The 26210-nt window shown below is 66.6% G+C and carries 23 protein-coding genes; 17 read left to right on the top strand and 6 right to left on the bottom strand.

Going from position 1 to position 26210, the window contains the following annotated elements:
• The first annotated feature begins 167 nt into the window (after positions 1–167).
• The 9 genes from ACZ0AE_RS06830 (at position 168) to ACZ0AE_RS06870 (ending at position 13728) form a co-directional block, all read left to right on the top strand.
• Entirely contained in the window at positions 168–3392 is a 3225-nt protein-coding gene (locus ACZ0AE_RS06830) for a type VI secretion system Vgr family protein (protein ID WP_463600687.1), read from the top strand.
• 3 nt (positions 3393–3395) lie between these two features.
• On the top strand, positions 3396–6767 hold the full coding sequence (locus tag ACZ0AE_RS06835) for a phospholipase D-like domain-containing protein (protein WP_447592813.1): 3372 nt from the start codon (positions 3396–3398) through the stop codon (positions 6765–6767).
• Positions 6764–7492, top strand: coding sequence for a hypothetical protein (locus ACZ0AE_RS06840; RefSeq protein WP_463600688.1), 729 nt, complete (start codon positions 6764–6766; stop codon positions 7490–7492). Before ACZ0AE_RS06835 ends, ACZ0AE_RS06840 begins: the two co-directional genes overlap by 4 nt.
• A gap of 37 nt (positions 7493–7529) precedes the next feature.
• Positions 7530–8390: a hypothetical protein gene (locus ACZ0AE_RS06845; protein ID WP_463600689.1), complete on the top strand. Its 861-nt coding sequence runs from the start codon at positions 7530–7532 to the stop codon at positions 8388–8390.
• Positions 8387–8848 carry a hypothetical protein gene (locus ACZ0AE_RS06850; RefSeq protein ID WP_354282297.1) on the top strand — a complete coding sequence of 154 codons (462 nt, stop codon included), beginning with the start codon at positions 8387–8389 and terminating at the stop codon, positions 8846–8848. Before ACZ0AE_RS06845 ends, ACZ0AE_RS06850 begins: the two co-directional genes overlap by 4 nt.
• A 78-nt stretch (positions 8849–8926) precedes the next feature.
• Positions 8927–10456 carry a hypothetical protein gene (locus ACZ0AE_RS06855; protein WP_463600690.1) on the top strand — a complete coding sequence of 510 codons (1530 nt, stop codon included), beginning with the start codon at positions 8927–8929 and terminating at the stop codon, positions 10454–10456.
• Positions 10457–10634: 178 nt separating this feature from the next.
• A complete protein-coding gene (locus ACZ0AE_RS06860) occupies positions 10635–11603 on the top strand; it encodes an HlyD family secretion protein (protein WP_463600691.1) in 969 nt (322 codons plus the stop codon).
• A 77-nt stretch (positions 11604–11680) separates the two neighbouring features.
• Positions 11681–12616 carry an ABC transporter ATP-binding protein gene (locus ACZ0AE_RS06865; protein ID WP_314403040.1) on the top strand — a complete coding sequence of 312 codons (936 nt, stop codon included), beginning with the start codon at positions 11681–11683 and terminating at the stop codon, positions 12614–12616.
• Positions 12613–13728 (top strand): ABC transporter permease, encoded by a 1116-nt coding sequence (locus tag ACZ0AE_RS06870; protein WP_038689288.1) that lies wholly within the window; start codon positions 12613–12615, stop codon positions 13726–13728. The genes ACZ0AE_RS06865 and ACZ0AE_RS06870 overlap by 4 nt, the downstream gene beginning before the upstream one ends.
• Before the next feature lie 126 nt (positions 13729–13854).
• On the opposite strand, the gene miaB is transcribed toward ACZ0AE_RS06870, so the two are convergent.
• A complete protein-coding gene (miaB, locus tag ACZ0AE_RS06875) occupies positions 13855–15312 on the bottom strand; it encodes a tRNA (N6-isopentenyl adenosine(37)-C2)-methylthiotransferase MiaB (protein WP_463600692.1) in 1458 nt (485 codons plus the stop codon).
• A gap of 198 nt (positions 15313–15510) precedes the next feature.
• On the opposite strand from miaB, the gene ACZ0AE_RS06880 reads away from it, so the two are divergent.
• The 6 genes from ACZ0AE_RS06880 (at position 15511) to ACZ0AE_RS06905 (ending at position 20648) form a co-directional block, all read left to right on the top strand.
• Entirely contained in the window at positions 15511–16455 is a 945-nt protein-coding gene (locus ACZ0AE_RS06880) for a lytic transglycosylase domain-containing protein (protein WP_463600693.1), read from the top strand.
• Between the two features lie 182 nt (positions 16456–16637).
• Positions 16638–17258: a ubiquinol-cytochrome c reductase iron-sulfur subunit gene (petA, locus tag ACZ0AE_RS06885; RefSeq protein WP_038689281.1), complete on the top strand. Its 621-nt coding sequence runs from the start codon at positions 16638–16640 to the stop codon at positions 17256–17258.
• A 2-nt stretch (positions 17259–17260) separates the two neighbouring features.
• Positions 17261–18520, top strand: a complete 1260-nt coding sequence (locus tag ACZ0AE_RS06890) for a cytochrome b (protein ID WP_128095957.1) — start codon at positions 17261–17263, stop codon at positions 18518–18520.
• Positions 18513–19259, top strand: a complete 747-nt coding sequence (locus ACZ0AE_RS06895) for a cytochrome c1 (protein ID WP_137189071.1) — start codon at positions 18513–18515, stop codon at positions 19257–19259. The genes ACZ0AE_RS06890 and ACZ0AE_RS06895 overlap by 8 nt, the downstream gene beginning before the upstream one ends.
• Before the next feature lie 160 nt (positions 19260–19419).
• On the top strand, positions 19420–20055 hold the full coding sequence (locus tag ACZ0AE_RS06900) for a glutathione S-transferase N-terminal domain-containing protein (RefSeq protein ID WP_038689276.1): 636 nt from the start codon (positions 19420–19422) through the stop codon (positions 20053–20055).
• 149 nt (positions 20056–20204) lie between these two features.
• On the top strand, positions 20205–20648 hold the full coding sequence (locus tag ACZ0AE_RS06905) for a ClpXP protease specificity-enhancing factor (protein WP_463600694.1): 444 nt from the start codon (positions 20205–20207) through the stop codon (positions 20646–20648).
• A 244-nt stretch (positions 20649–20892) separates the two neighbouring features.
• Here the strand turns inward: ACZ0AE_RS06905 and ACZ0AE_RS06910 are convergent, their stop codons facing one another.
• The 4 genes from ACZ0AE_RS06910 to ACZ0AE_RS06925 all read right to left on the bottom strand — a co-directional run bounded on the left by ACZ0AE_RS06910 (position 20893) and on the right by ACZ0AE_RS06925 (position 23700).
• On the bottom strand, positions 20893–21249 hold the full coding sequence (locus ACZ0AE_RS06910) for a DUF3301 domain-containing protein (protein ID WP_038689272.1): 357 nt from the start codon (positions 21247–21249) through the stop codon (positions 20893–20895).
• Positions 21250–21330: 81 nt separating this feature from the next.
• Entirely contained in the window at positions 21331–22434 is a 1104-nt protein-coding gene (locus tag ACZ0AE_RS06915) for a DUF2272 domain-containing protein (protein ID WP_463600695.1), read from the bottom strand.
• Between the two features lie 142 nt (positions 22435–22576).
• Positions 22577–23434 carry a carboxylating nicotinate-nucleotide diphosphorylase gene (gene nadC / locus ACZ0AE_RS06920; RefSeq protein WP_038689271.1) on the bottom strand — a complete coding sequence of 286 codons (858 nt, stop codon included), beginning with the start codon at positions 23432–23434 and terminating at the stop codon, positions 22577–22579.
• On the bottom strand, positions 23431–23700 hold the full coding sequence (locus ACZ0AE_RS06925; RefSeq protein ID WP_128095951.1) for a Trm112 family protein: 270 nt from the start codon (positions 23698–23700) through the stop codon (positions 23431–23433). Before ACZ0AE_RS06925 ends, nadC begins: the two co-directional genes overlap by 4 nt.
• A gap of 59 nt (positions 23701–23759) precedes the next feature.
• Here ACZ0AE_RS06925 and purE point away from each other — a divergent pair, with 59 nt between their 5' ends.
• Together purE and ACZ0AE_RS06935 are read left to right on the top strand one after the other, a co-directional pair.
• Positions 23760–24263 (top strand): 5-(carboxyamino)imidazole ribonucleotide mutase, encoded by a 504-nt coding sequence (gene purE, locus ACZ0AE_RS06930; protein ID WP_038689267.1) that lies wholly within the window; start codon positions 23760–23762, stop codon positions 24261–24263.
• A complete protein-coding gene (locus ACZ0AE_RS06935) occupies positions 24260–25408 on the top strand; it encodes a 5-(carboxyamino)imidazole ribonucleotide synthase (protein ID WP_463600696.1) in 1149 nt (382 codons plus the stop codon). Before purE ends, ACZ0AE_RS06935 begins: the two co-directional genes overlap by 4 nt.
• Positions 25409–25554: 146 nt before the next feature.
• Here the strand turns inward: ACZ0AE_RS06935 and ACZ0AE_RS06940 are convergent, their stop codons facing one another.
• Positions 25555–26136 (bottom strand): superoxide dismutase, encoded by a 582-nt coding sequence (locus tag ACZ0AE_RS06940; RefSeq protein WP_141058632.1) that lies wholly within the window; start codon positions 26134–26136, stop codon positions 25555–25557.
• Positions 26137–26210 lie beyond the last annotated feature (74 nt).

A 26210-nucleotide genomic window follows, 5' to 3' on the forward strand; every position in this document is an offset into this window, starting at 1 on the left:
TGCGTGCGTCTGTGTGGCGGGGAGAGCCTGCAGATAATGCGGCGGCGTGCGTTTCGACGGTAGCGACAGAGTGGGAGGTGCAGCGTGCTGCCGCCATGCCGGCGGGCCGGGTGCGCCATGGATGCTGGGCAGGTCACGCGGCCGGACGGCTGCAATGGATGGGCACGATGCAGGATGCAATCACACTGTTCGCCGGCGTCGCCGGGCTGGACGGCGCCAGTCGTCCGCACCGTCTGGCATTGGCCAACGGCCAGGCGCTGCTGGTGGAGCGCTGGTGCGGGCACGAACAGCTGTCCGACGGTTTCCAATGGTGGGTGGACGTGCTGGCCAACGATGCCCTGCTCGACGTGGATGCCTGGCTCGGCGTTGCCGCCACATTGTCCTCGCGGCAGGCCGGCGGGCACGACGTACTGCGCAGTGGCGTAGTGTCCGAGGCGGCCTGCGTGGCGTCCGATGGCGGGCTGGCGCGCTATCGCCTGTGCCTGGTGCCGTGGACCTGGCTGCTGGGGCAGGCGCGGCAAAGCCGGGTGTTCCAGGAACGGGCGGTGCTGGACATCCTGCAGGCCGTTCTGGACCCCTATGCCGCCCAGGGTACCTGGCGGGTCAGCGACGAAGTGATCGACTTTCTCGCCGCCGTGCCGCGGCGCAGTTACTGCGTGCAGTACCGCGAATCGGACCTGGACTTCCTGCAGCGCCTGCTCGCCGAAGAGGGCCTGGGCTGGCGCATCGAAGAAGACGCCGACGCGCCTGCCGGGCACGCACTGGTGGTCTTCGCCGACAGCGCCGCGCAGGCGCAGGACGCCACCTCCGAGCGCGACGGCGGGCTGCGCTTCCACCGCGCGGACGCCACCGAGGCCACCGACAGCGTGCTGACGCTGGGACGTTCGCGGCGTATCGGCGTAACCGCGCTGGTGCTGGCAAGTGACGACTATCTCGGCCAGCAGGCGCGTCAGGGCCAGACCCCGGTGCTGTCCGCGCAACGCGGGGAGACCGCCCTGGAGGCGTACACCCCGGTGGGCGCCTATGCGTTCGCCAACCGCGGCGTGGCCGACCATTACAGCCGCCTGGCTGCCCAGGCGCACGAATCGCGCAGCGCCAGCTGGGTGGGCAGCAGCACCGCCCCGGGGCTTCGCACGGGTACCTGGTTCACCCTGCGCCAGTGGCCGCTGTCCGACCGTGCCGGCGTGCCGAATGTGCTGGTGACGCGCATCTGGCATCAGGCCAGCAACAATTTTCCCACCACCGCGCGCGAGGCGCTGCTGCAGCGCCTGGGCCATGCGCCACCGGCGCCGATGGCCGGGCTGGAAACGCCGGCGCGCCAGCGCCAGCTGTGCACGCGGGCCGAAACGCTGGGCTATGCCAACGCCTTCGAGGGCGTGGACCGCGCCGTGGCGTGGCGCCCGGCGCGCGAAGACGGCACCGGCCTGCGTTTGAATCCGCGGCCGCTGGCACCGGGCTACCAGACCGCGCGGGTGATTGCCGCTGATGGCAGCGACAGCGGCGAGGTGTCCTGTGACGATCTGGGCCGGATCAAGGTGCGCTTCCACTTCCAGCGGGCAGGCAGCGGCGACGATGGCAGCAGCTGGCTGCGCGTTGCCCAACGCTACGCCGGCCCCGGGGTGGGTGCACAGTTCCTGCCACGGGTAGGGCAGGAGGTGCTGGTGACCTTCCTGGAAGGCGACATCGACCGCCCGCTCATCGTCGGTACGCTCTACAACGGTCGCGGCGAAGCCGGCACGGCCGCCACCCCGGCCGGCGCGTCGGCGACCAGCGAACGGGGCGCCTATGCGCAGGCGGGGGATGCCCGCAGTAGTGCGCAGGGCAACCTGGCCGGTGGCCACGCGCCCGCCTGGCATGCGATGGGCGCCGGCGAAGACGCGCACCGCAACCCGGCCGCGCTGTGGGGCATCCAGTCGCGCGAGTGGCACGGCCAGGGGCACTCGCGGTTGCTGTTCGACGACAGCGACGGACAGCTGCGCCTGCAGTTGGCCACGACCCATGCCAGCACCCAGCTCAACCTGGGGCACCTGATCCACCAGGCCGACAACTTCCGCGGCAGCCTGCGCGGCGAAGGCAACGAGCTGCGCACCGACGCCTGGGGGGCCGTGCGGGCCCGCGCCGGCCTGTGGCTCAGCGCGCAACCGCGCGCCGCCCGCGCGCCGGCCGGTGAGGCGGTCGCCCCCAGTGCGCTGCTGACCCAGCTCAACGAACTTGGCCGGGTCCAGCACCAGGCCACCCGCGTGCACCGCAGCGTCGCCGTCGCCGCGCACGCCGGCGTGGCGGGCCAGCAGGATGCGCCTGCGCCGCTGGCCAGCCTGCTGCGCAGCACTCGTACCACCGTGGCCGGGGACGCCTTCGACAGTGGTCGGGCCGACGCCCCAGCGTACGCCAGCGGTGGCGGACAAGGGCGCCTGCCGCACAGCGGCGATGCCACCCTGGGCCTGTCTGGCAGCGACGGTCTGGTGCAGGTCGCGGGGCAGGGCCTGCAATGGGCGGTGGGCGAGGTGCTCAGCCTGGCCAGCGGGCAGGCGTCCGAATGTGTCGTCCAAGGCCAGGCGCGTGTCCACGCCAGCCAGGCCATCGGCGTGCTGGCGGCCACCGTGGGCACGGCCGCCGGGAACACGCTCAGCGTGGTGAGCGGGCAGGGCGAGCTGATCGTGCAGGCCCAGGACAACCAGATCCTGCTGCAGGCGCGCAACGCCCTGCGCGCGGCTAGTGCCAGCGCGGCGGTCGAAATGGCCGCGCCCAAGACCGTACATATCGCCACGGCCGGCGGTGCCAGCATCACTCTGGCCGGCGGCAACCTGACCGTGACCTGCCCCGGCAACATCACCGTGCACGCGGGCCAGAAATCCTTCGTTGGCCCCGCGAACCTGACCTATCCGCTGCCCACCATGCCGCGCAGCGAATCCCCCGATGTACTGCCCAGCTTCGCCTTCCGTCTTCAGGACATCCCTGGCCCGCAGGGCATCGCGCTGGCCGGCCAGCCGTGGAAAATCGTGCGCACCCGGCAGAGCGCCAGCGATACGCCGGACAACCTGCATGCGGTGGATGCCGGACAGTGGGTGGAAGTCCTCAAGGAAGGCAGCGCCGACGACGACGGCAAGGTCGCCCTTGACGATGCCGACTGCAAGACCGTCTGGGACGCCGTGGCGCGGTTCCCCGGGCGCCTGTACCTGGTGCACGGCATCGACGCCATCCCGCTGCAGATGCGCCAGTTCAGCACCGGCCCCGGGGTACGCGAGATCGTCGAGACCCTGGATGCCAACAACTACAGCAAGGACCTGCAGCACCTGCCCGATGCCGATGCGCTACGCGCCATCCGCCACCGGGTGGAGTACGAGTTCCAGTCCCTGCTGACCACCACGCCCAAGCAGCGCAAGGAGCTCTGAACCATGGCCGACGGCACCACTACCAGTACGGTTGCGCGCAACGCGCTGACCTGCCAGTCCGGCCAGGTAGGTACCTCCAGCGGTGACTACTACGCGCCGCCGGATCGCCAGTTCGCCCCGGTACGGCATGGCAACGCGGTGAAGTCCTACACCGACGGGCGCTCGGCCATGCATGCAATGGCCGAGGCGATCCGCGGCGCGAAAAAATTCATCTTCATCGCCGACTGGCAGATGAATTTCGACACGGAGCTGACCGGACGGGGAGAGGCCGGGCACCGCGGTCGCCTGAGCGAGCTGCTGTATGACGCGATCAATGTGCGTGGGGTGGATGTGCGGGTGCTGCTGTATGACAGCATCGAAGCCGCCGCGTACACGCATGAGAACGAAGCACGGACCGCGCTCTACATGATGCGGGATGACAAGACGCCTGGAAACATCGAAGTTGGACTTCATAACCCGGCAACGGGACGTACGGATCCTTTCAATATCGGCTTCTCTCACCATCAGAAGATTCTGGTGGTTGACGGGAAGATTGGCTTTGTAGGTGGGTTGGATGTTGCACATGGGCGCTGGGATGATGGCAACTTCGACGTCGTCTGCGACCCCCGACTACACATACTGAATGACCACTACAACAACTGCTTGATGAAACCGCGCGGCATGACGGCGGATGAAGTGACGTTGACTCAACCCAAGAAGGAGACGGGCCCTGATGTGGCTGGGAGGACGCGCCCGGGGTTCGCGCCGGCCTATCTACCTGGGCTTACGGTTGCCTTCGACCGCATGAAGCAGCAATGGGAGGACGGAGCAGCGCTGGCCGAACTTCTGGACTACGCGGACAAGGCCGCCATCACGCCCCGCCTGGAAGAGAAGGGCAAGCAGGTCCTTAGCGATGCAATCATTTCAGTTCTTCAGGAAATGACAGACGTCAAGGGAATCAAGGAGATGATCGAGGTGGTGCGGACCGTAGGAAAGGTCCTCAATTCCATCAAGATCGATCTCGACCAGGCACGGCACAAGTATCGTGAGGTGATTGCTGCAAGCAACCGTGCCGCAGATGAGGCTGCGAAGGGCAATGCCGGAGGCGCTGCCAATGCGGCTTCGGATGCAGTGGACGCGTTCACTTCAATTCAAGCCAAGGCTATCAATGATTGGATCAACGAAAAGAAAGCCGAGCTCCTGAAGAGCTACGATCGCGCCGTGAAAGTTGTCGATCGACTGGGCACCTATGCCGCTGATCCATCTCAGCTTGTAAAGGACGTCGAAAAGGCGCGCGCAGAAGCACTGGCTGCGTTGGAGCGTGCCAAGGAGTCGTGGGAGTCCTTCCGGAAATGGCTGGACACCCCGATCAACCGTGCCCAGAGCCTGCTGGACAGTGGTCGTCAGCCACGCATGCCTTGGCAGGACGTGCATGCACGGCTGGAGGGCCCGGCTGTTTTCGATATCTGCCGCAACTTCATGCACCGATGGAATGCAATGGTCTGGCAGAATCAACGCGGTGAATCGCTGATCGGGAGAGGAGCGAATGCTGTCGTCAATGCCGGCATTGGACAGGCAAACGATCTGGGTGCTGGCGTGCCGGAGCAGAAGTCGTTGGGACGGGGTCTTGAGCTCACTGCGCTGACGGATGCCTGGTTGGATGCAATGGGCGGAAGAACGGCACTGTTTGGAGACCTGTGCAGCAGGGGCAGCGCAGGCGAGGTCAGCGTGCAGATCGTCCGGTCGTCTGGCACCGCACTGCACGATATGGAGCGGAAAGGCTGCAGACAATATCGGTTGAATATGGACGATGGCAGTGATCTGAAGCCGTACTGGGAGCGCAGCCTGCCTATGAGATCGATCCAGGATGCCATGCTGAACTGCATCGCATCCGCCAAGGCGTTCGTCTACATTGAAACCCAGTTCCTGATTTCCGACTGCGGCTTCTCGGATGCAGATCCTGGGCGACGTTTGGACACCATCATCAAGGGCGGCCAGCGGGGGCCTGCAACGCCGGCCCAGGAGAAGAAGGCACAGCGAACAGCGCGCGTGCTGGGCGCTGCTGCGGGTCCGCTGGACGCTGTACTGCCCGAGACGCCCATTGCTGATGTTCTTGCAAAGAAGCAGGGCGTGCCCTCCGCCGCGCGCAATACACTTGTTGACACCATTGCCACCCGCATCGCAAAGGCAATACGGAGTGGCCAAGGGTTCCACGTCTACATAACGCTTCCCGTGCATCCGGAAGGCAACGTGAAAGACGGTGCCGTGGTAAAGCAGCACTACTGGGCGCAGCAGACGCTGTTGCGTGGTCACGACAGTCTGATTCGCCGAATCAGTCGCACCCTCGTGGCCAAACGCAAGGATATTCGCGACGTAAGCGTCAGCGAAGAAGATCTGCGAGACGAAGTTGCGGCAGGTGGCTGGAAGAAGTACCTGACAGTCTTGAATCTACGCAGCTACGGTGTCCTGAAAGACATCAATCACGACAGTTATAGCCGCGGGCCGCAAACTGCCGGGGGCAGCAAGGGCAGTCCACCACTCTATCTGGTGACCGAGCAGTGCTACGTGCATTCCAAGCTGCTCATCGTTGACGATGCGGTCGCCATCATCGGAAGTGCCAACTGTAACGATCGAAGCCTGCAGGGCGACGGCGACACCGAGATCGCTGCGGTGATTGTGGATACGGCGACATCGGTGCGTGACCTGGGCAATGGCGTGAGGGTCGTGACGCGAAAGTTTGCACAGGACCTTCGGATGCGCCTGTGGAAGAAGTTCCTGGGCATGTCGATTCAGGAAGAGGTTGTGTTTGGCGCAATCAAGAAGCAAGGCGGATTTACGGATGCAACCGACAGAAGATTTCATCCTCCTATCGTGAAGCAGGACCATGCCGAGCTGAACCTTGAATTGCCGGCGAGTGCCGATACGTCGGATTACATCCGTAGCCTTGCGGAAAAGAATGCATCCATATACGAAGAGGTGTTCACGAACGTTCCGAGGAATTCCATGGCACGCTACGACTCAGTCTTCGATGGATTTCCTTCCGGTGGCTGGAATGAGAAAAAGGACGCAATCGCGCGCTACATCTACGCGCAGCCACCTGACCTTCAAGCGCAGTACATGGAAGTGGCAAGCACCAAGGTCGACGAGGCGACGCGCACTGTGGGTCGCCACAACATTGCCAAGGCGCTCTCACGACTGAAAGGCAGCGGGGCAGGGGACCGGGTCAGAGGATTCTGGGTGTCGATGCCGCTTGAATGGGGGCACGGGATGGATGATCCTGCTGCTGCAATGCCTGTAGAACTCATTGCCGCTCGTCCGGCCGTTCAAGGCGGTTCCAGCGGCACCCTGCAGGCGCTTGCTCGCTTGGACGTGAAATCCCCCACGGAGCAAACATGAAAATCAGGCAGTCCCTGTTGTCCCTCCTGGTCATCACAGGTGCCCTCTGCTCCGGCGGCCGCGCGCTTGCATGCACCGACAGGCTGGACCCTCTGGCATCGCCTGCAACCGGGGTAAGCCTGCTATTCAGTAATGGACAAGGTGGGGGCGTCGGCGTCGCCACTCCCCGTCTTTTGCCGGGCGGTCGACTGGCACCGCCTGCCGTTTCTCCCGCGCTGAAAGAGCTTAAGGCCGGAAAGTTCGATCAATGGGGAGGGGACGTTGTATTCACTGAAGATGATGGGCGAGGCGGTAAGCGGGTCTGCCGGGTGGAGACCTGGAAGAGTAGAACCTTGAACGCTGTTGTAAGAGACAGTCTTGGTGGGAAGCCCGAACGTCTTCGGGACAGTGATGGAAGGGTGGCGGCCATTGCGTACATGCCTACGCCAGCGCAGGAAAGACATCCCGTGCTGGTGAAGTTGCTGCCGCACTACTACATGAGCTCGGCAACCGCCTTCTACTACGATGGGTCCAATAATCTCATTGAGGTGGACAGGTACATGTCCCCTGAGGCCAACAGGCTCAACCCGAAGTACCCGTTGAAGATCGTTGCACGGGCCGTCCTGTACTGCTTCCGCTACGAGGATGGCAGGTTGGTGCAGTCTGCAGGCTTGCCGGGGCCTAGCGTCAGCAAGGACCCGGCGTTCTCGTGCTGGCCAGCTCAAGGCTGGCGAGCATTCGCTTGAGCGGTATCGCTACAACGCCAATGGAACCCTGCGCGCCATGCTGAACTACTACGGAGAGGGCGATGCCGACGCCTCCGACAGCCAGCGAAAGTCTGGCGGCGGAGGCTACGGGTCCATCTGGCTGCCCGAACGGCTTCCGTCCGGCGAGCAGGCGCGCGTGGAGCTTCATTTCAATGCGAAAGATGAACTGACCAACCTCAGTACAACGTTTCTGGAATTCGCGGCAGCAGACGCGCAGCCCTCGTATGCGGCGCGTGGCGATGCCGGCGGTTCGATGCTTGAGTACCGGTTTCCTGGTTCACCGGTGCCCTTGTCGGTGATAGACAAGGGATTCGCTGCGATCGGTAGCTACCCCAGGGTCAGGATCTTTCCTCATCGGAGCGGAATGACGGTGTCAGAAGTCTTCGACGCTGGTTCCAGAAAGCCGCGCCAGCGGCAGTGGCGCAGCTTGGATCTGAATCGTCAGGAGATGTACGGCGGCAATGGCAAGCTGATCCGCGTAGTTCAATACGGTGCCGCACCGCAGGATGCCTACGAGGAAGACCTGAAAGGCTATGCCGAAAGTGGCGTGCTGAAGGTTACGCCCACTACCACCGGCTACGCCAGCTACCGCGTCTACGACTACGACACAGCAGGCAAGGAGCGTCTGACCTTCGTCTGCTGGCAGCACGATGTCCCCAGCAACAAACCCCTCCGCCATTTCCCATGGTGGACGCCCGATCCAACACCGAAGCGCAGCAGGGAAGAAGCGCTGATCTACGGCATGAAGAACGTCGCCAATCGCTGTGGAACGCCCGATGGAAAGATGGTGGTTCAAGGGCTGGCGGCAATCGACAGCTACATGGCCAAGACGTACGGATATGACTTGGAAAAGCTGAGCTACGGCGAAGCGCGATGACTGTGCCGGCCAAGGTGCCCGAAGGTGTCCCGCCTGAGGAGGGTCTGGGCATCCCGATCGGTGACGGCGGCGCGTCAGCGCGGCTTTCACGCCTGACAAAGAGCGCGCTGGCCTTGTCGTTCCTCGGCCTGCTGGTCTTGATCGGTCTGGCCGTCGCCGCCTTGGCCGTCGAGTGGGAGTCCATCACCGAACGGCGCGTGATTACCGTCGCCGTGATACTGCTCTCCGTGTTGATCGTATTCCTTGCGGGCCTGTTGCTGGGCGTTGTCAGTCTGTTCCGGCGGCGGCAGGCCTGGCGCTCGGCAATGCTGGCGCTGGGGCTCAACCTGTTCGGGCTGGGCGCGATGTTCTACATCGGCTACATGATCGTTGCCGTGATGGCCGCTGCGGCAGTTGGCGCGGTGCAGGCAGCCCTCGGGGGGCTGATGGTGCTGCTGATGATGATATTTGCCAAGTAAGGTCGTCGAATCGGCGTGGCTCAGGCGGTTGCAGGCGAACCACGCGGAAGCTGTTTACAAAACTACGGATGAAACGTCATGGATGATCCGAGTAAAAGGAAGTCTCAACGGACAGTCACCAGCGTGCTCGCCGTTGCAGGCATGCTTGGCGCGCCGCTGGCAGCGGCCTGCACGGGAGATGCTGCAGCAGCAGGGACATCCTCTGGAGCGTCCGGAATCTTCATGACGGGCAACACCGATGGGTTCGACACCCGTATCGACCCGTTCCGCACGGACGCGCAGAACCGCGCTGTGCTGCCCGACGTGGAGGTTTCGCAGGCACAGAAGGATCCGCCGAATGACATGTTTGGTGCGGCGGGGGGTACCGCCATCCATGGGGAACGCATTGAAGACACGTGGCGCGTCTGCAGGGAGGAGCGCTGGCAACCGCGTCACGGTGACGGTGCCGTCAAGCAGGTTGATGCCGTAACACCCGTCGCAGAAGGCGCCAGGCGCTGGTCGAAGAATTTCTTCGTCGGCGCGGTGCGGCTCTACCACTATGATCGGGCGGGGCGCCTTGTCGAAGTGCGTGATGTCGTCGGCCCCGATGTGCTGCCACCCGACGGTGTCGCGTGGCTGGCGCCCAAGAGTGGTCTGCTGTACTGCGCACGGTATGACCAGGTTGGACGCCTGACATGGTCAATCGACACGGCCGGCGTCGGGCGGTGGGACTCCGGCAAGGCGTGTGCGGACCTGAGCGAAGACAACGTGGATTCGCTGCGGGTGATGTACAACGACGACGGTACCGTTCTGGCCCTGTTGCGATCCCGACCGCCCTCGCTCCCGGACGGGGGCGCCGTGGCGTTGATGCAGCCGGATGGCTATGACAACGCGGGTTGGACAGGGACCGCCACGTTCCTCATGCCGCCCCGGCCGGACGTCGCCGCTGCCGATAACACGGTTGGGGCACGGATTGCGTCGGGACGCGGGATTGCATCGTTGTACGCGTATCCGCCGGATTTCGCCGCCGACGATGCGCAGCCGATCTATCGGGAGCGGCCACAGACGGATGGGCGCTCCAAGGCGAGCGTGCATTACGATTTCCCCGAAGCGGATCTTCCGATGTCGGCCGCCCGCGATGGCTTTGCGAACCTGGCCAGCTACCCGCGTGTGCGCAGTTACGGCTATGGCAAGGACGTACGGGTGGAGGAAGTGTTCGCCGCCGGCAGCCATGTCCCTGTCCAGCGGGTGTGGCGGTCGCAGCTTGTGCTGCGTCAGGAAGACTACGACGCAGCAGGCAAGGTGCAGCAGGTGATCCGCTACGGCTCTGGTGGCCTTGGCGCCGTTGGCGAAGATCTTGCAGGTGCCGGCCGACGTGCGGGCTTCAGACAGACGCTGCTGGGGGACGGCAGCGCCGCGTACCGCGTGTATCGCTATGACCGCAAGGGGCAGGAGCGGCTTGAGCTGGCGTGCTGGTTGAAGCCAGCGGGTGCGGGGGACGGTGCAGGGGAGACGCAATGCGGTAGTCCGGACGGGAACGTGCTTGCCGAAGGCTCGCAGGCGATCGAGGCGCTGCTCCACGACACCTATGGTCTGACCCGTCGTCGCCTCGCATACAGCGGGATATGACGTGCGGCGTTGAGGGCGGGCACAGTGGGAAAGAGCCAGGGCCGCCCTGGGCAGGCAGGTAGCTCCGCCATGGTGGACGATTCACGGGCCGCAGTACGCGTCGCGCCCCAGGCCTTCACGGGCAGCCGCTGTTCGGAGAGGCAGCATGGCAGCATCCGGTCCCGTCTGGAACGCTGCGATGCCATCGCCAACGCTGCTTTGCCGCCTGTCGGCACTCTGCTTCTCGACCGCGCTGCTCGCCGCCTGCCACCCTGCGCCGCCTGAAGCCCTTGGCACCCTCGAATGGGACCGCATCACCGTACCGGCGCCCGCCGCGGAGACCATCGTCGCGGTCGCGGTGGTGGAAGGGCAGCACGTGCCCGCCGGCGCTCCCTTGCTGCAACTGGACGCCACCCGCACTGCCGCGCAGCTGGCCGCATTGCAGGCCCAGTCGCAACGCGCCGGACAGGCGCTTGAGGAACTCGAGCATGGCCCACGGGTGGAAGACATCGCCCAGGCCCGCGCCAATCTGGCCGCCGCGCGCGCACAGGCCGCGGACGCATCGGCGTACTACGCCCGCCTGCAGCCACTGGGACGGCAGCGCCTGGTGGCGGCGGCCGACGTCGACCGCGCCCGCGCCGCCGCTGGTAATGCAACGGGCGTGGTGCAGGCCGCCGAACAGGCATTGCTGGCGCTGCAGCATGGCACCCGCGCCGAGCAGGTGGCCCAGGGCGCCGCGTCGCTGCAGGCCGCGCAGGCCCAACAGGACGAACAGGCGGTTACGCTGGGCAAGCTGGCACTGGTGGCACCGCGCGCCGGGGTGATCGACGCGCTGCCGTACCGGCTGGGGGACCAGGCACCGGTGGGCGCGCCGCTGGCCGTGCTGCTGGTGGGAGACCATCCGTATGCGCGGGTGTACCTGCCCTCGGCGCTGCGCCCGTCGGTGGTGGTGGGGCAGGCGGCCCACGTTTACCTGCAGGGGCGCGACGGCGCCCTGGCCGGTCGGGTGCGGGCGGTGCGCAGCGACCCGGTGTTCACCCCGTACTACGCGCTCACCGGTGAGGACGCGGCGCGGCTGAGCTACCTGGCCGAAATTGAACTGGTCGGTACGGACACCGCCGCGTTGGCCCGGTTGCCCGCCGGGGTGCCGGTGCGGGTGACGTTCTGATGGTCCCGACGGCGCCGGCCGATCCCGCTGCGGCCGTACTGCCCGAACCGGCGGGGGCAGGTGGGGAGCCGCTGGCCATCCGCGCCCGCGGCCTGACCAAGCGCTTCGGTGACCTGGTGGCCGTCGACCACGTCGATCTGAGCGTGCCCCGCGCGAACGTCTACGGCTTCCTTGGCCCGAATGGTTCGGGCAAGTCCACCACCATCCGCATGCTGTGCGGGCTGCTCACCCCCAGCGAGGGCGACATCGAGGTGCTCGGCCTGCGCATCCCCGAGCAGGCCGAAGCGCTGCGCAGGCGCATCGGCTACATGACCCAGCGCTTCTCGTTGTTCGACGACCTGACCGTCCGCGAAAACCTGGAGTTTCTTGCCGCCGTGCAGGACATCCCGCGCGCTGCCGCACGCCAGCGCATCGATGCGCTGGTGGCGCAGTATCACTTTGAAGACCGCCAGAGGCAGCTGGCCGGAACCCTGAGCGGCGGCCAGAAGCAGCGCCTGGCACTGGCCGGGGCGGTGATCCAGCAGCCCGAGCTGCTGTTCCTGGACGAGCCCACCAGCGCGGTGGATCCGGAGTCGCGCCGCGACTTCTGGGAGAAGCTGTTCGACCTGGCCGATGCCGGCACCACGCTGCTGGTGTCCACCCACTACATGGACGAGGCCGAACGCTGCCACCGCCTGGCCATCCTGGACCAGGGCGCATTGGTGGCCGACGGCAGCCCCGCCGAGCTGACCGCCGCGCTGCAGGGCCGCACCCTGGAGGTGGCCGCTCAGCAGCCGCGGCAGGCCCAGCGCCTGCTGGCGGGCCTGCCTGGCGTGCTCAGCGTGGCCCAGATCGGCAACACCCTGCGCGTGCTGCTGGCGCACGCCGGCGAAGGTGAGGACCGCATCCGCCAGGCGCTGCGCAGCGGCGGGCAGGGCGCCGAGGTCGTGCCGGCGGCCGCCAACCTGGAAGACGTGTTCGTGTCGGCCACGCGAGGACGCGACAGCACTGCGGCGCAGGACACCTCCCCATGAGCCTGCGCCGGCTGTGGGCGATCGTGCTGAAGGAACTGCGCCAGATGCGCCGCGACCGCATCACGTTGGCCATGATCGTGGGCATCCCGGTGATGCAGCTGGTGCTGTTCGGCTATGCCATCAATCTCAACCTGCGCCACCTCGACACCGGCGTGGCCGATCAGGCCGGAACCTCGGCCTCACGTGCGCTGCTGATGGACATGGTGGCCACCGGGGTGATCCACCCGATCCTGCGCGTGGATACGCCCGAGCAGCTGGTGCAGGCGCTGCGCGAGGGACGCATCAGCATCGGGGTGGTGGTGCCGCCGGATTTCGAACGGCGCCGCTTCGACGGCCGCGAGGCCGTCCAGGTGATGGTGGACGGCAGCGACACCGTGGTGCAGAGCGCGGCGGTGCAGCTGGCGCAGGTGCCGTTGAGTACCCAGCCAGTGGGCAACGATCGGCCGTTGCGCAGCGGCGCGGTAGCCAGTGCCGGGCAGATCAGCGTGGTGGCGTTCTACAACCCGCAGCGGCGCTCGGCGATCAACATCGTGCCGGGGCTGATCGGCATCATCCTGACCATGACCATGGTGATGTTCACCGCCGTGGCGATCGTGCGCGAACGCGAGCGCGGCAACATGGAGCTGCTGATCGCCACGCCGTTGACCCGCAGCGAACTGATGATCGGCAAGGTGCTGCCGTATGCGGCGATCGGGCTGGTGCAGACCACGCTGGTGCTGCTGCTGGGCATGTGGCTGTTCGATGTGCCGGTGCGTGGCAGCGTACTGGACGTATACCTGGTGGCGATGCTGCTGATCACCGCCAACCTGTCGCTGGGGCTGTTGATCTCGACCAAGGCGCAGTCGCAGTTCCAGGCCATGCAGATGACGATGTTCGTGTTCCTGCCGTCGATCCTGCTGTCCGGCTTCATGTTCCCCTTCGCGGGGATGCCCAGGGTGGTGCAGTGGCTGGCCGAGGTGCTGCCGCTGACCCATTTCCTGCGGCTGGTGCGCGGCATCATGCTGCGGGGCGCGCGCTGGTGGGAGCTGTGGCCGGAGGTGCTGGCACTGCTGGCCTTCATCGCGGTGATGATGACCCTGGCGATCCTGCGGTTCCGCAAGCGGTTGGATTAGCAACGCCGACCGACGGTGGGCATGTGGCAACAATGATCCGGAGTGCCGACCAACGGTCGGCATCTACCGGGGCCGGCGGATACGGGTCAACGGTGGGGTCGGTGCCGACCGTTGGTCGGCACGCTGTTACGCGGTCACCATCCGCGCGCGCAGCGAATTGCTGTACGCCTCGGTGATCACCACGTCGACGAACTGGCCCACCAGGCGCGGGTGGCCGGGGAAATTCACCGAGCGCATGTTCTCGGTCTTGCCGGTCAACTCGTTCGGGTCGCGCTTGGACGGACCTTCCACCAGCAGGGTCTGCACGGTGCCGACCATCTTCGCCGAGATGCCGGCGGCATGTTCATTGATCCGCGCCTGCAGCCGCGACAGCCGCGCGTGCTTCTCGGCGTCGCTGATGGTGTCTTCCAGATCGGCCGCGGGCGTGCCCGGGCGGCGCGAATAGATGAAGGAGAAGCTGTGGTCGAAGCCGATGTCTTCGATCAGCTTCATGGTCTTCTCGAAATCCTCGTCGGTCTCGCCGGGGAAGCCGACGATGAAGTCCGAGCTGATCGAGATGTCCGGGCGCACCGCCCGCAGCTTGCGGATCTTGGCCTTGAATTCCAGCGCGGTGTAGCCGCGCTTCATCGCCGACAGCACCCGGTCGCTGCCGGCCTGCACCGGCAGATGCAGGAAGTTGGCCAGCTGCGGCACGTCGCGGTAGGCGTCCACCAGCGAGTCGCTGAACTCCAGCGGGTGCGAGGTGGTGAAGCGGATCCGGCCCACCCCGTCGATCTCGGCGATGGTGCGGATCAGCAGGCCGAGATCGGCGAACTCGCCCTCCCCATACGGGCCGCGGTAGGCGTTGACGTTCTGGCCGAGCAGGTTGATCTCGCGCACGCCCTGGGCGGCCAGCTGGGCCACTTCCACCACCACGTCCTCGAACGGACGGCTCACTTCGGTGCCACGGGTATAGGGCACCACGCAGAACGAGCAGTACTTGGAGCAGCCTTCCATGATCGACACGAAGGCCGAGCCACCGTCGGCGCGCGGCTCGGGCAGGCGGTCGAACTTCTCGATCTCCGGGAAGCTGATGTCCACCTGCGACTTGCCGGACTCGCGCCGCTGCCGGATCAGCTCGGGCAGGCGATGCAGGGTCTGCGGGCCGAACACCAGGTCCACGTGCGGGGCGCGCTTGATGATCGCCTCGCCTTCCTGCGAGGCCACGCAGCCGCCCACGCCGATGATCACGCCACGGCCGTTGTTCTTCAGCGCCTTCCAGTAACCCAGCTGGCTGAACACCTTCTCCTGCGCCTTTTCGCGGATCGAGCAGGTGTTCATCAGCAGCACGTCGGCCTCGGCCGGGTCGTCGGTGAGCTCCAGGCCTTCGGCGGCGGCGAGCACGTCGGCCATCTTGGACGAGTCGTACTCGTTCATCTGGCACCCGTGGGTCTTGATGTACAGCTTGCCGCGCACCGGGCCGTCCACCTTCGGCCGGGAGCCGGGCAGGGGGATCAGGTCGGGGCGGGGCGAATCGGGCGAAGCGGAGGCAGGCAAGGCGGAGCCGGCCGAAGTCGGCGCGGTCGAAGCTGGCGTCCCGGTCATGGCGCTTATTCCAGTCGGGTGGGCGGGCAGGCAGCCGGGAAGGCTGCTGGGAAGCCGCCCATTGTAGCGGGGAAGGGGGAGGGCGCCGGGCGCCCGGGCCGGCCCGCGATGTGACGGCCGTCGGGGTTGGAGCCGGCGGTCCGTCAGTGGCGCGTCAAAGACTTGGCAACGCTCCGTTAACTTGGGACACTCGCCGCCATGAAGGGGATCTTGGGGATCGCTGCGCTGGCCTTGGCTGCGCTGACCGCTTTGCCGGCCAGTGCGGGCACCCTGTACAAGTGCATCGGGGCCGACAACATTCCCAGCTACGTCAGCAAGCGGGTGGCGGGCGCGTCCTGCAGCGTGGTCAGCAGTTACCGGCCCGGCCGGGACGCCCCACGCCGGTACGTGCCGCCTGCACCGACCCCATCCGCTGTCGTTGCGGCACCGGCCGCCAGCCCGGCCGCGGCCGATCGCGCCAGCACCGGCACCGCACTGACCGCCAGCGCGCCGGCCCAGCCGGCCACCGTGCTCAGCGCCCCGGCGGCGGCGCCCGCCCCGCGGCCCAACAAGGCCGGACGGGTGGTCAACGGCCAGGTCTATTCCTACATGAAGGACGGGGTGCGCCACTACACCAGTGCCCGTCCCACCCAGCTGGCCAGCCTTGGCCAGGTGCGCACCATCCACTACAGCTTCATCGAGCGCTGCTACGCCTGCGGCGCCAACCCGGGGGTCAACTTCGGTTCGGTGCGGCTCAACACCACGGCCTTCCAGACCGAAATCGCCGCCGCTGCGCGCGAGTTCGGGGTGGAAGAGGCCGTCGTGCGTGCCATCATCCATGCCGAATCGGCCTACAACCCGACCGCGCTCAGTCGCGCCGGGGCACAGGGCCTGATGCAGTTGATGCCGCCCACCGCGCGGCGCTTCGGCGTCACCGATTCCTATGACGCAGCGCAGAACATCCGCGGCGGCGTGCAGTACCTGTCGTGGCTGCTCAAGCGCTTCAATGGCAACCTCACCCTGGCCGCAGCCGGTTACAACGCCGGCGAGGGCGCGGTGGATCGCCATGGTGGCGTGCCGCCCTACAGCGAAACCCAGTACTACGTGAAGCGGGTGGCGCAGTTGGCCGATCGCTACCGCGGTGCGCAGGCCACCACCCAATGAGGCACCGCGCCCATGGCGCTGGCGGCCCTTCATGGCGTAATGTCCTGCAGTAATGTTGTTCCGTAGTACCGCGTTGTGTGGCCGACTTCGGTTCAGCTACACTCGCGGCAGATTCAATGTGGACTGGCCCCCACCGGTCCACTGGCAGCCTCAAGCTACCTAAATCAATATCGGAGTGCCGGATGGCCAACGATGGGGTAAACGATCCAGTCAACACCGGACGTCGACGATTCCTTTCAGCAACCACCGCGGTGGTCGGAGCAGTCGGCGTCGGATTTGCAGCGGTACCGTTCATCAAGTCCTGGAATCCCAGTGCCCGCGCCAAATTGGCCGGTGCCCCTGTGATTGCCGATATCAGCGCCCTGCAGGAAGGCCAGCGACTGGTCATGGAGTGGCGTGGACAGCCGATCTGGATCGTCAAGCGTTCCAAGGCCATCCTGGAGGCACTGCATGGCCTGGACGATCGCCTGAAGGATCCCGAATCCGGCGAGAAGGACCAGCAGCCCGAGTACGTGCTCAAGCAGAACCCGGAGTTCCGTTCGATCAAATCCGACGTGTCGGTGCTGGTCGGGCTGTGTACCCACCTGGGCTGCTCGCCGGAAATGGTCGCCGAAATCCGTCCCGAGCCTTACGACCCGCAGTGGAAGGGCGGTTACTTCTGCCCGTGCCACAAGTCGCGCTTCGACATGTCCGGTCGTGTGTTCAAGGATGTTCCGGCACCGATCAACCTGCTGGTGCCGCCGCACCATTACCAGGACGACAACACCATCATCATCGGCGTTGACCCGCAGGGGGCGGCTTGATCATGGCCAACATCCTTACCCGCACCGCCACCGGCGTCGCCGACTGGGTCAATGCCCGCGCACCGGGCCTGATGCCGGTCTACCGCAAGCATGTGAGCGAGTACTACGCGCCGAAGAACTTCAACATCTGGTACTACTTCGGTTCGCTGGCGCTGTTGATCCTGGTCAACCAGATCGTGACGGGCATCTTCCTCACGATGCACTACAAGACCAACGCCGCCGAAGCGTTCGCCTCCATCGAATACATCATGCGTGATGTGGAGTGGGGCTGGCTGATCCGCTACATGCACTCCACCGGGGCCTCGCTGTTCTTCATCGTGGTCTACCTGCATATGTTCCGCGGGCTGCTGTACGGCAGTTACCAGAAACCGCGCGAACTGGTGTGGATCCTGGGCATGCTGATCTACCTGGTGCTGATGGCCGAAGCCTTCATGGGCTACGTGCTGCCCTGGGGCCAGATGTCGTTCTGGGGCGCCAAGGTGATCATCTCGCTGTTCGGCGCGATCCCGGTGATCGGGACCGGCCTGACCGAGTGGATCATGGGCGACTACCTGCCCAGCGACGCCACCCTCAACCGCTTCTTCGCCCTGCACGTGATCGCCCTGCCGCTGGTGCTGTTGCTGCTGGTGGTGCTGCACCTGGGCGCGCTGCACGAGGTGGGCTCCAACAATCCCGACGGCGTGGAAATCAAGAAGGGTCCCAAGGGCAACCGCTGGTCGGCCACCGCGCCTACCGATGGCATCCCCTTCCACCCGTATTACACGCTCAAGGATGGCGTGGGCGCCGGGTTCCTGTTGATCATCGCCGCCTTCATCATCTTCTTCGCCCCGGCCTTCGGGGGTCTGTTCCTGGAACACGACAACTTCACCGAGGCAAACCGCCTGGTCACGCCCGAACACATCAAGCCGGTCTGGTACTACACCCCGTACTACGCAATGTTGCGGGTGGTGCCCAACAAGCTCGGTGGCGTGCTGGTGATGTTCTCGGCCATCGCGATCCTGTTCCTGGTGCCGTGGCTGGACCGTGCGCGGGTCAAGTCCTACCGCTACCGTGGCTGGCTGTCGCGGGTGCTGCTGGGCGTGTTCGCGGTGTGCTTCGTCTGGCTGGGCGTGATCGGCTCGGGCCCTGGCACCGACGCCCACGAAACCTATGTGGGCCGCGTGCTGACCTTCCTGTACTTCGCCTTCTTCATCACCATGCCGCTATGGACCAGGCTGGACAGGACCAAACCGGTACCGGATCGGGTGACCACGCATGACTGACCACTGGATTGTCCGGCTGGCCTGCGCGGCCGCGCTGATGTTGAGCAGCGCCATCGCCGGTGCCGCCGAGGGCGGCAAGACCCTGCAGGCCGGCAACGACCTGAGCGACCGGGCCTCGCTGCAGCGTGGCGCGCAGCTGTACATGAACTACTGCTCGGGCTGCCACGCGCTGAAGTACCTGCGCTATTCGCGCATGGCCGCCGATCTCGGGCTTAGCGAGGAGGAGGTGATGAACAACCTCAACTTCACCGGCACCCCGATCGGCGAGCAGATCCCGGTAAGCATGCCCAAGGCGCAGGCGGAAAAGTGGTTCGGCAAGATGCCGCCGGACCTGAGCCTGATTGCCCGGGTGCGTGGCAGCGACTGGGTGTACACCTATCTCAAGTCGTTCTACGTGGATCCGTCTCGGCCCCTGGGCTGGAACAACAGCCTGTTCCCGAATGCGTCCATGCCCAACCCGCTGTGGGAGATGCAGGGCCTGCAGCACGCGGTGCACGGCAAGGCGGAAAGCCCGGGCGCCGACCCGCCGGTGATCGGCCTGAAGATCGAGCAGCCGGGCAACGTGGATGCACAGCAGTACGACCAGACGGTGCGCGACATCACCAACTTCCTGGAGTACGCCGGTGAGCCGGCTGCGCTCAAGCGCCAGAAGCTGGGCGTCTGGGTGATCCTGTTCCTGGCCCTGCTGACCTTCCTTGCCTACCTGCTCAAGAAGGAATACTGGAAGGACGTGCACTGAGCCTCCAGGCGCCACCGAGCGTGGATCGATCCCGGCAGGGGTCGATCGGCCTATTGGCTTTTGTGATGGGCGGTTGCACACTCGGGTACTGTGACGACCGCTGGCAATGGGCTGGCGGCGCCGATACGACCGGCGGTTACCGGACGTTGGAGAGCCTTTGATGGCGGCGAGCGTACGCATGCGAAACACCTTGACGCTGTTTTCCTCGAACGACGATGTCCTGTGCCATCGCGTGCGCCTGGTACTGGCTGCCAAGGGCGTGAGCTACGACTTCGTCCCGGTCGACCCGCAGAATCCGCCCGAGGACCTGATCGACCTCAACCCGTACCACTCCGTGCCCACCCTGGTGGAGCGCGAGCTGGTGCTGTACGCGGCATCGGTGGTCAGTGAGTATCTGGACGAGCGCTACCCGCACCCGCCGCTGATGCCGGTCGATCCGCTGTCGCGCGCGCGCATCCGCCTGGCGATGCTGCGCATCGAACACGACTGGGTGCCGCAGGTGCAGGCCATCCAGCTGGGCAACAAGACCCAGGCCGAAGCCGGTCGCAAGCGGCTGAAGGAATTGCTGACCAGCGCGGTGCCGCTGTTCAAGGCCAGCAAGTTCTTCCTCAATCCGGAGATGAGCCTGGCCGACTGCGCCATGGCCCCGATCATCTGGCGCCTGCAGTCGCTGGACGTGCCGTTGCCCAAGGACGGCAAGTCGATCGAAGACTACGGCAACCGCATTTTCCGCCATCCCGGTTTCATCCGCAGCCTGACCGACCAGGAAAAGAAGCTGCGCGATCTGCCGGGTTGACCGGGCGCACCGGCGCTGTCAACGGGCCGGTGCACTGAATGAAAACGCAGGGCGGGCGCGCGCGGAGGCTGACCTGCGGGTAGGCGGGCGCGTACACTTGTCACTACGCAATCGGATCCCCGCAGCCGAGCAAGGCTCGGCTCTACCCCATGACTGAAGACACTTTCCGCATGACCAGCCACCGTCCGTACCTGTTGCGGGCCTTGGTGGAATGGATCAATGACAACGACCTGACGCCGCACATCCTGGTCGACGCCGGGATGCCGGGCGTGCAGGTGCCGCAGAGCGCGGTCAAAGACGGCCGGGTGGTGTTGAACATCGCCGAACGCGCCGTGGTACAGCTGCGCATCGACAACGACGGCGTGAGTTTCTCGGCGCGCTTTTCGGGCACCAGCTACCCGGTGCACGTGCCGATTTCGGCCGTGTTGGCCGTGTACGCGCGCGAGACCGGGCAGGGCATGGCGCTGCCGGATGACATCCCCGGCCACGAGCCGGGCCCGGAGGATGAGCTGCCGCCGGACGACAGCCCGACCCCGCCCGATGACGTGCCGCCCAAGCCCAGCGGCCGCCCGCATCTGCGCGTGGTGAAATAGAACACGCATGGCCGCCGCAAGGCGGCCATTCCACCCCGGTAGAGCCGACCGTTGGTCGGCTGCTCTCCGCGGAAATCCACGGCAACCGAACGACGGCAGCCGACCAACGGTCGGCTCTACGACAAAATGCGGGGCACGTCAGCCGACCAACGGTCGGCTCTACCGTGGGATGCGGCAGCCGACCAACGGTCGGCTGTACCGCGGGATGCTTCAGCCGACCAACTGTCGGCTGTACCCCCGGGGGTCAGACGTCTTCGGCGCCGCTGGTGTCCACGCTCCGCCGGATCTCGCTGATGCGGGCCGCTGAGGGTCCGACGAACGACACCAGCTCGTCCCCGCGCAGCACCATGCGGCCGCTGTGGCGGTCCACGCCATCGTGCGAATACTCGAACTTGAACGTGCGCTCCCAGCCCAGCCAGCCGTTGGGCTTGCGGCAGACACGCAGCCCGGTGGAATGCACGCTCTGGTCCAGCCATTGCACATCGGCGGCGCGGCAGGCGTTGCGGCCCAGCTCGCCGGCACGCTCGGCGGCGGCGCGTGCAGAGTTCCAGAACGCGTACGCGAACGCACCGGCAATCATCAACAGGATCAAACTGGGCATGGGTGACTCGGGACGTTCTGAGCGGCTGGAACCCCCAAGATGGCGGCGAATCGTGCCCGGATCAAGCCAGGTACGCGCCCGTCATCCGTCGGTACGAGGCGTGGCCGCGGGCAATGGCACGGGAGGTTGGGGTGGCGTAGCCGGTAACGACGACGGCCGTGCCGGGACCGGTGCCGACCCCGGCGCAGCAGGCGACACCGGCACCGGGCGTGGCGGCGGCAACGGCTGGGCGGGGCCCGGTGGCATGCCATCCACGGCCGGTGATGGTGTCGTGGGCGAGGGCGGGAGCGCCGCAGGCGCGGTCGCCACCAGCTTCAGCAGCGCGGCCCAGTCCTGCCGGTTGAAGTTGCATTCCTCTTCGCGGCCCGGCGTGCACCCCAGTTCCATGCCATCGCTGGCATTGGCCTTGGCCGGCGGCAGTTCGATACGACCGCTGCGGTCCAGCGACAGCTTGCGCATCGCCACGGTGTTCATCACGTTGCCGCCGATCAGGTACAGGGTGCGGTCGCCGCCCATGTTGGCCGCGATCACCACCTCGCAATGCGACTTCCAGTGGGTCACCGCGCCACTGCCCAGCGACTGCACCAGGCCGCTGTAGCTGAGCGCTTCCCGGCGATCGCGCAGGTAGCACAGCAGGTCGCCCGGCGCGGGTTTTTCCTGCGCCGGATCGGCCATCCGGTACGGGCCGCTGTTCTGGTACGCCGCGCGGATGTAGTCGATATGCCGGGGCGAGCGGGTAAAGCCCGGCACGCTGGCGCGGGTCATCACCCAGGAAATGAAGGCGGCCGACCACGGGTTGTCGATCAGGAACGCCCGGCAGTCGGTATCGGTGTAGCGCGTGCCCGGCGGGGCCATGCAGCTGGTTGCACCGGGCTGCCCGCCCATCGGCGATAGCGTACCGCTCTGGCGCCAGTACCCCACCACGCGTTGCCAGGCGACCATGCCGTTGTCGGCGAGGTGCACGTCCTCGGCCTCGGTCGCGCTGATGCTGGCCACGCGGCCGTCGCGGTCGATGAACGGGCGATACCAGAGCCGATGTTCGTTGCAGGCGGTCTGCACGATGTTCACCGCCAGTGGGCTCAGCCCGAACCGGGGCGGGATGTCGCAGACCTCGGCCGCGGACGCGGTGGCCGGCAGCAGTGTCGCCAGCGGCGACAGGCACGCAAGCAGGAACAAGGGGCGCATACGCGCTCTCCGGGTGGGGGCAGGGCAAGCCTCGCAGACCGGGTCTGCCGATCCCGTGAACGCCGCGCGCCGATGCCGCACCACCAACGGCCGTGCGCTACCAGCCCGGTAGGTGTCGACCGTTGGTCGACACGCGCGCGCCTCAACCCGGCGGCGGGCCCAATTTCAACGACAGGTCGATCGCCTGCACGTGCTTGGTCAGGCCGCCGATCGAGATGCAGTCCACCCCGTCCTCGGCGATCGCGCGCAGCCCGTCCAGGCCCACGCTGCCGGAGACTTCCAGCGGAATCCGCCCGGCCGCGATCCGCACCGCCTCGCGGCGCAGATCGGCGTCGAAATCGTCGATCAGAATGCGCTCGCAGCCCACGGCCAGCGCTTCGCGCAACTGGTCCAGATCCTCGACCTCGACCACCAGCGGCAACTGCGGCCACTGCGCCCGTGCGGACTGCACCGCCGCCGTGAGCGAGCCCGCGGCGCGGATGTGGTTTTCCTTGAGCATCACCGTGTCGAACAATCCCAGCCGATGGTTGTCACCGCCGCCACAGCGCACCGCGTACTTCTGGGCCACGCGCAGCCCGGGCAGGGTCTTGCGGGTGTCCAGGATGCGTGCGCCGGTGCCCGCCACGGCGGCCACGTAGCGCGCCGTCGTGGTGGCCGTCCCTGACAGCGTCTGCAGGAAGTTCAGCGACGTGCGTTCGGCGCTCACCAGGCTGCGGTTGCGCCCGTGCAGGATCGCCAGCACCGTACCGGCGGCAACGTGGTCGCCCTCGGCCACCCGCCAGTCGATCTGGACCTGCGGGTCCAGGGCGCGATGGGTGGCGTCGAACCACGGCCGGCCGGCGATCACCGCGTCCTGCTTGCACAGCAGGTAGGCGCTGTCGGGGCGGTCGGGCAGCAGTGCGGCGGTGACATCGCCGCTGCCGATATCCTCGGCCAGCGCCCGTGCCACATCGGCCGTTACCCCGGCGGCATCGGGTGCCGCAAGCTCGGCCCGGCTCATTTTTCCGGGAAGTCGGCGATCTGCGCGGTGGCGATGGCCTCCTCGGCCAGCAGCACCGGAATGCCGTCGTCGACGCGGAACACCTGCTTGCGGTCGCGGGTCAGCAGCGCCTCGCGCAGGGCCAGCGCCTGGGTGCTGCCGTCGGCCTTGAGCACGGTGCCGGCGCCGATCGCGCGGTTGAGTGCCTCCAGGCCCTTCGCGTCCAGCAGGGACAGGGGCTGGCGGGTGTCGGGCGAGCACAGCAGGTCAAGCAGCTTGCGATCCATGGATTCTTCGTCTTGCGTGGAAGATGGCTAGAATACGTCTTTAAGGCAGGTGACGGCCAATGACCCCCAACCAATCCGCGCCGCTCGTCGGCATCGTCATGGGTTCCCGCTCCGACTGGGAAACCATGCAGCACGCCGCCCAGAAGCTCGATGCGCTCGGCGTTCCCTATGAAGTGAAAGTGGTCTCGGCGCACCGCACGCCGGACGTGCTGTTCACCTATGCCGAGCAGGCCGGCAGCCGCGGCCTGCGCGCGATCATCGCCGGTGCCGGGGGCGCGGCCCACCTGCCGGGCATGATCGCGGCCAAGACCGCCGTGCCGGTGCTGGGCGTGCCGGTGCAGTCCAAGGCCCTGAACGGCATGGATTCGCTGCTGTCGATCGTGCAGATGCCGGCCGGCATCCCGGTGGCCACCTTCGCCATCGGCAACGCCGGCGCGTCGAACGCGGCGCTGTTCGCGGCCGCGATGCTGGCCCCGGAGCAGCCGGCGATCGGCCAAGCGCTGGACGCATTCCGCGCCCGCCAGACCGAAGACGTCATGGCCCACGACGATCCGCGTCAATGAGCACCCGAACCGTAGGCATCCTGGGCGGTGGCCAGCTGGCCCGCATGATGGTGCTGGCCGGCGCGCCGCTTGGGCTGCGCTTTGAACTGTTCGACCCGGCTGCCGACGCCTGTGGTGCCCAGGTGGCGCCGCTGCAGGTGGCCGCGTTCGATGATGAGGCCGCGCTGGCCGCATTTGCCGCCCGCGTGGACGTGGTCACCTTCGATTTCGAGAACGTGCCCGCGCACAGCGCCCGCTTCCTGGCCGAGCGCGTGCCGGTGTATCCCAACCCGGATGCGCTGGCCGTGGCCCAGGACCGCCTGAGCGAGAAGACCCTGTTCCAGCAGCTGGGCATTCCGCTGCCGCCGTTCGCCGACATCCGCAGCCGCGACGAACTGGCTGCCCGGGTGGCCGAATTCGGCATGCCCTGCATCGTCAAGACCCGCCGCCTGGGGTACGACGGCAAGGGCCAGTTCCGCATCCGCAGCGCGGCTGATATCGATGCGGCCTGGGCCACGCTTGGCGAGTACGTCGAGAAGACCGGCCTGATCCTGGAAGGCTTCGTCGCCTTTGATCGCGAAGTCAGTGTGGTGGCCGTTCGCGGTCGCGACGGTGAGTTCCGTGCCTGGCCGGTGACCGGCAACTGGCATGTGGACGGCGTGCTGTCGGCCAGTCTGGCCCCGGCGCGGTTGAGCCCGGCCCAGCACGAGGCGGCCATCGGCCATGCCCGCGCGCTGGCCGAGCGTCTGGACTATGTCGGCGTGTTCGCGCTGGAGCTGTTCTGCCGGGGCGACGAACTGCTGGTCAACGAGATGGCCCCGCGCGTGCACAACTCCGGCCACTGGACGATCGAAGGCAGCGAGACCTCGCAGTTCGAGAATCACCTGCGCGCCGTGCTCGGCCTGCCGCTGGGCGACACCCGGATGCTGGGGCAGGCCTGCATGCTCAACTGGCTGGGCGCGATGCCGGCTGCCGAGCCTGTGCTGGGCCAGCCCGGCGGGCATTGGCACGACTACGGCAAACAGCCGCGCGACGGCCGCAAGGTGGGCCATGCCACGCTGCGCGATGACGACGCGGGCACGCTGGCCGATGCGCTGGAAAACGTGGGCGGGCAGCTCGATCGCGGCGCCCAGGTGGCCCCGGTGGTCGCGGTGCTGCGCGGGTAGAACGGCGGGAGGGTGCTGGCGCCCCGGTCACGACCAACGGTCGTGACCTACCGGAATCTGCCGGTACACGCAGCACCCCGAAACCCCGGTCCATACCGACCGTCAACGCCCCGGGTAGGTACCGACCGTTGGTCGGTACACACGGCTCAATCGCGCAACTGCGCCGCCACGAAATCCCAATTGACCAGCTTCCAGAACGCCTCCAGATAGCGCGCGCGCTCATTCTGGTAGTCCGTGTAATACGCGTGCTCCCACACATCACAGGCCAGCAGCGGGGTGCTGTGCCCAGTCAGTGGCGTGCCGGCGTTGCGCGTGCTCTGGATCGCCAGCGCGCCGGTCGGGTGCTGCACCAGCCATACCCAGCCCGAGCCGAACAGGCCCAGCGCGGCGCGCTCGAACTCCTCGCGCAACCGGCGCACGTCGCCGAAGTGGCGGGTCACCAGTTCGCCCAGCCGGTCCTTCGGATCGCCGCCGCCGCGCGGATGCAGGCACTGGAAGTAGAACGCGTGGTTCCAGGCCTGGGCGGCGGCATCGAACAGGCTGCCCTGGCTTTGCCGCACGATGTCCTCCAGTGGCAGGTCGGCCAGCTCGGTGCCTTCGATGCGCGCGTTGACCGCCTCGATATAGGCGCGATGGTGGCGACCGTGGTGCAGGTCCAGCGTTTCGGCCGACAGGTGTGGCTGCAGGGCGGTGCGGTCGTAGGGCAGGCGGGGCAGGTCGAGGGGCATGGCTCGCATTGGATTGGGGACGGGGGCGCCGGAGGCAGGGCCGGAAGGCTTACAATGGCGCTGAGGGAAGTCTA

This window comes from Stenotrophomonas sp. AC248, from assembly GCF_979258185.1.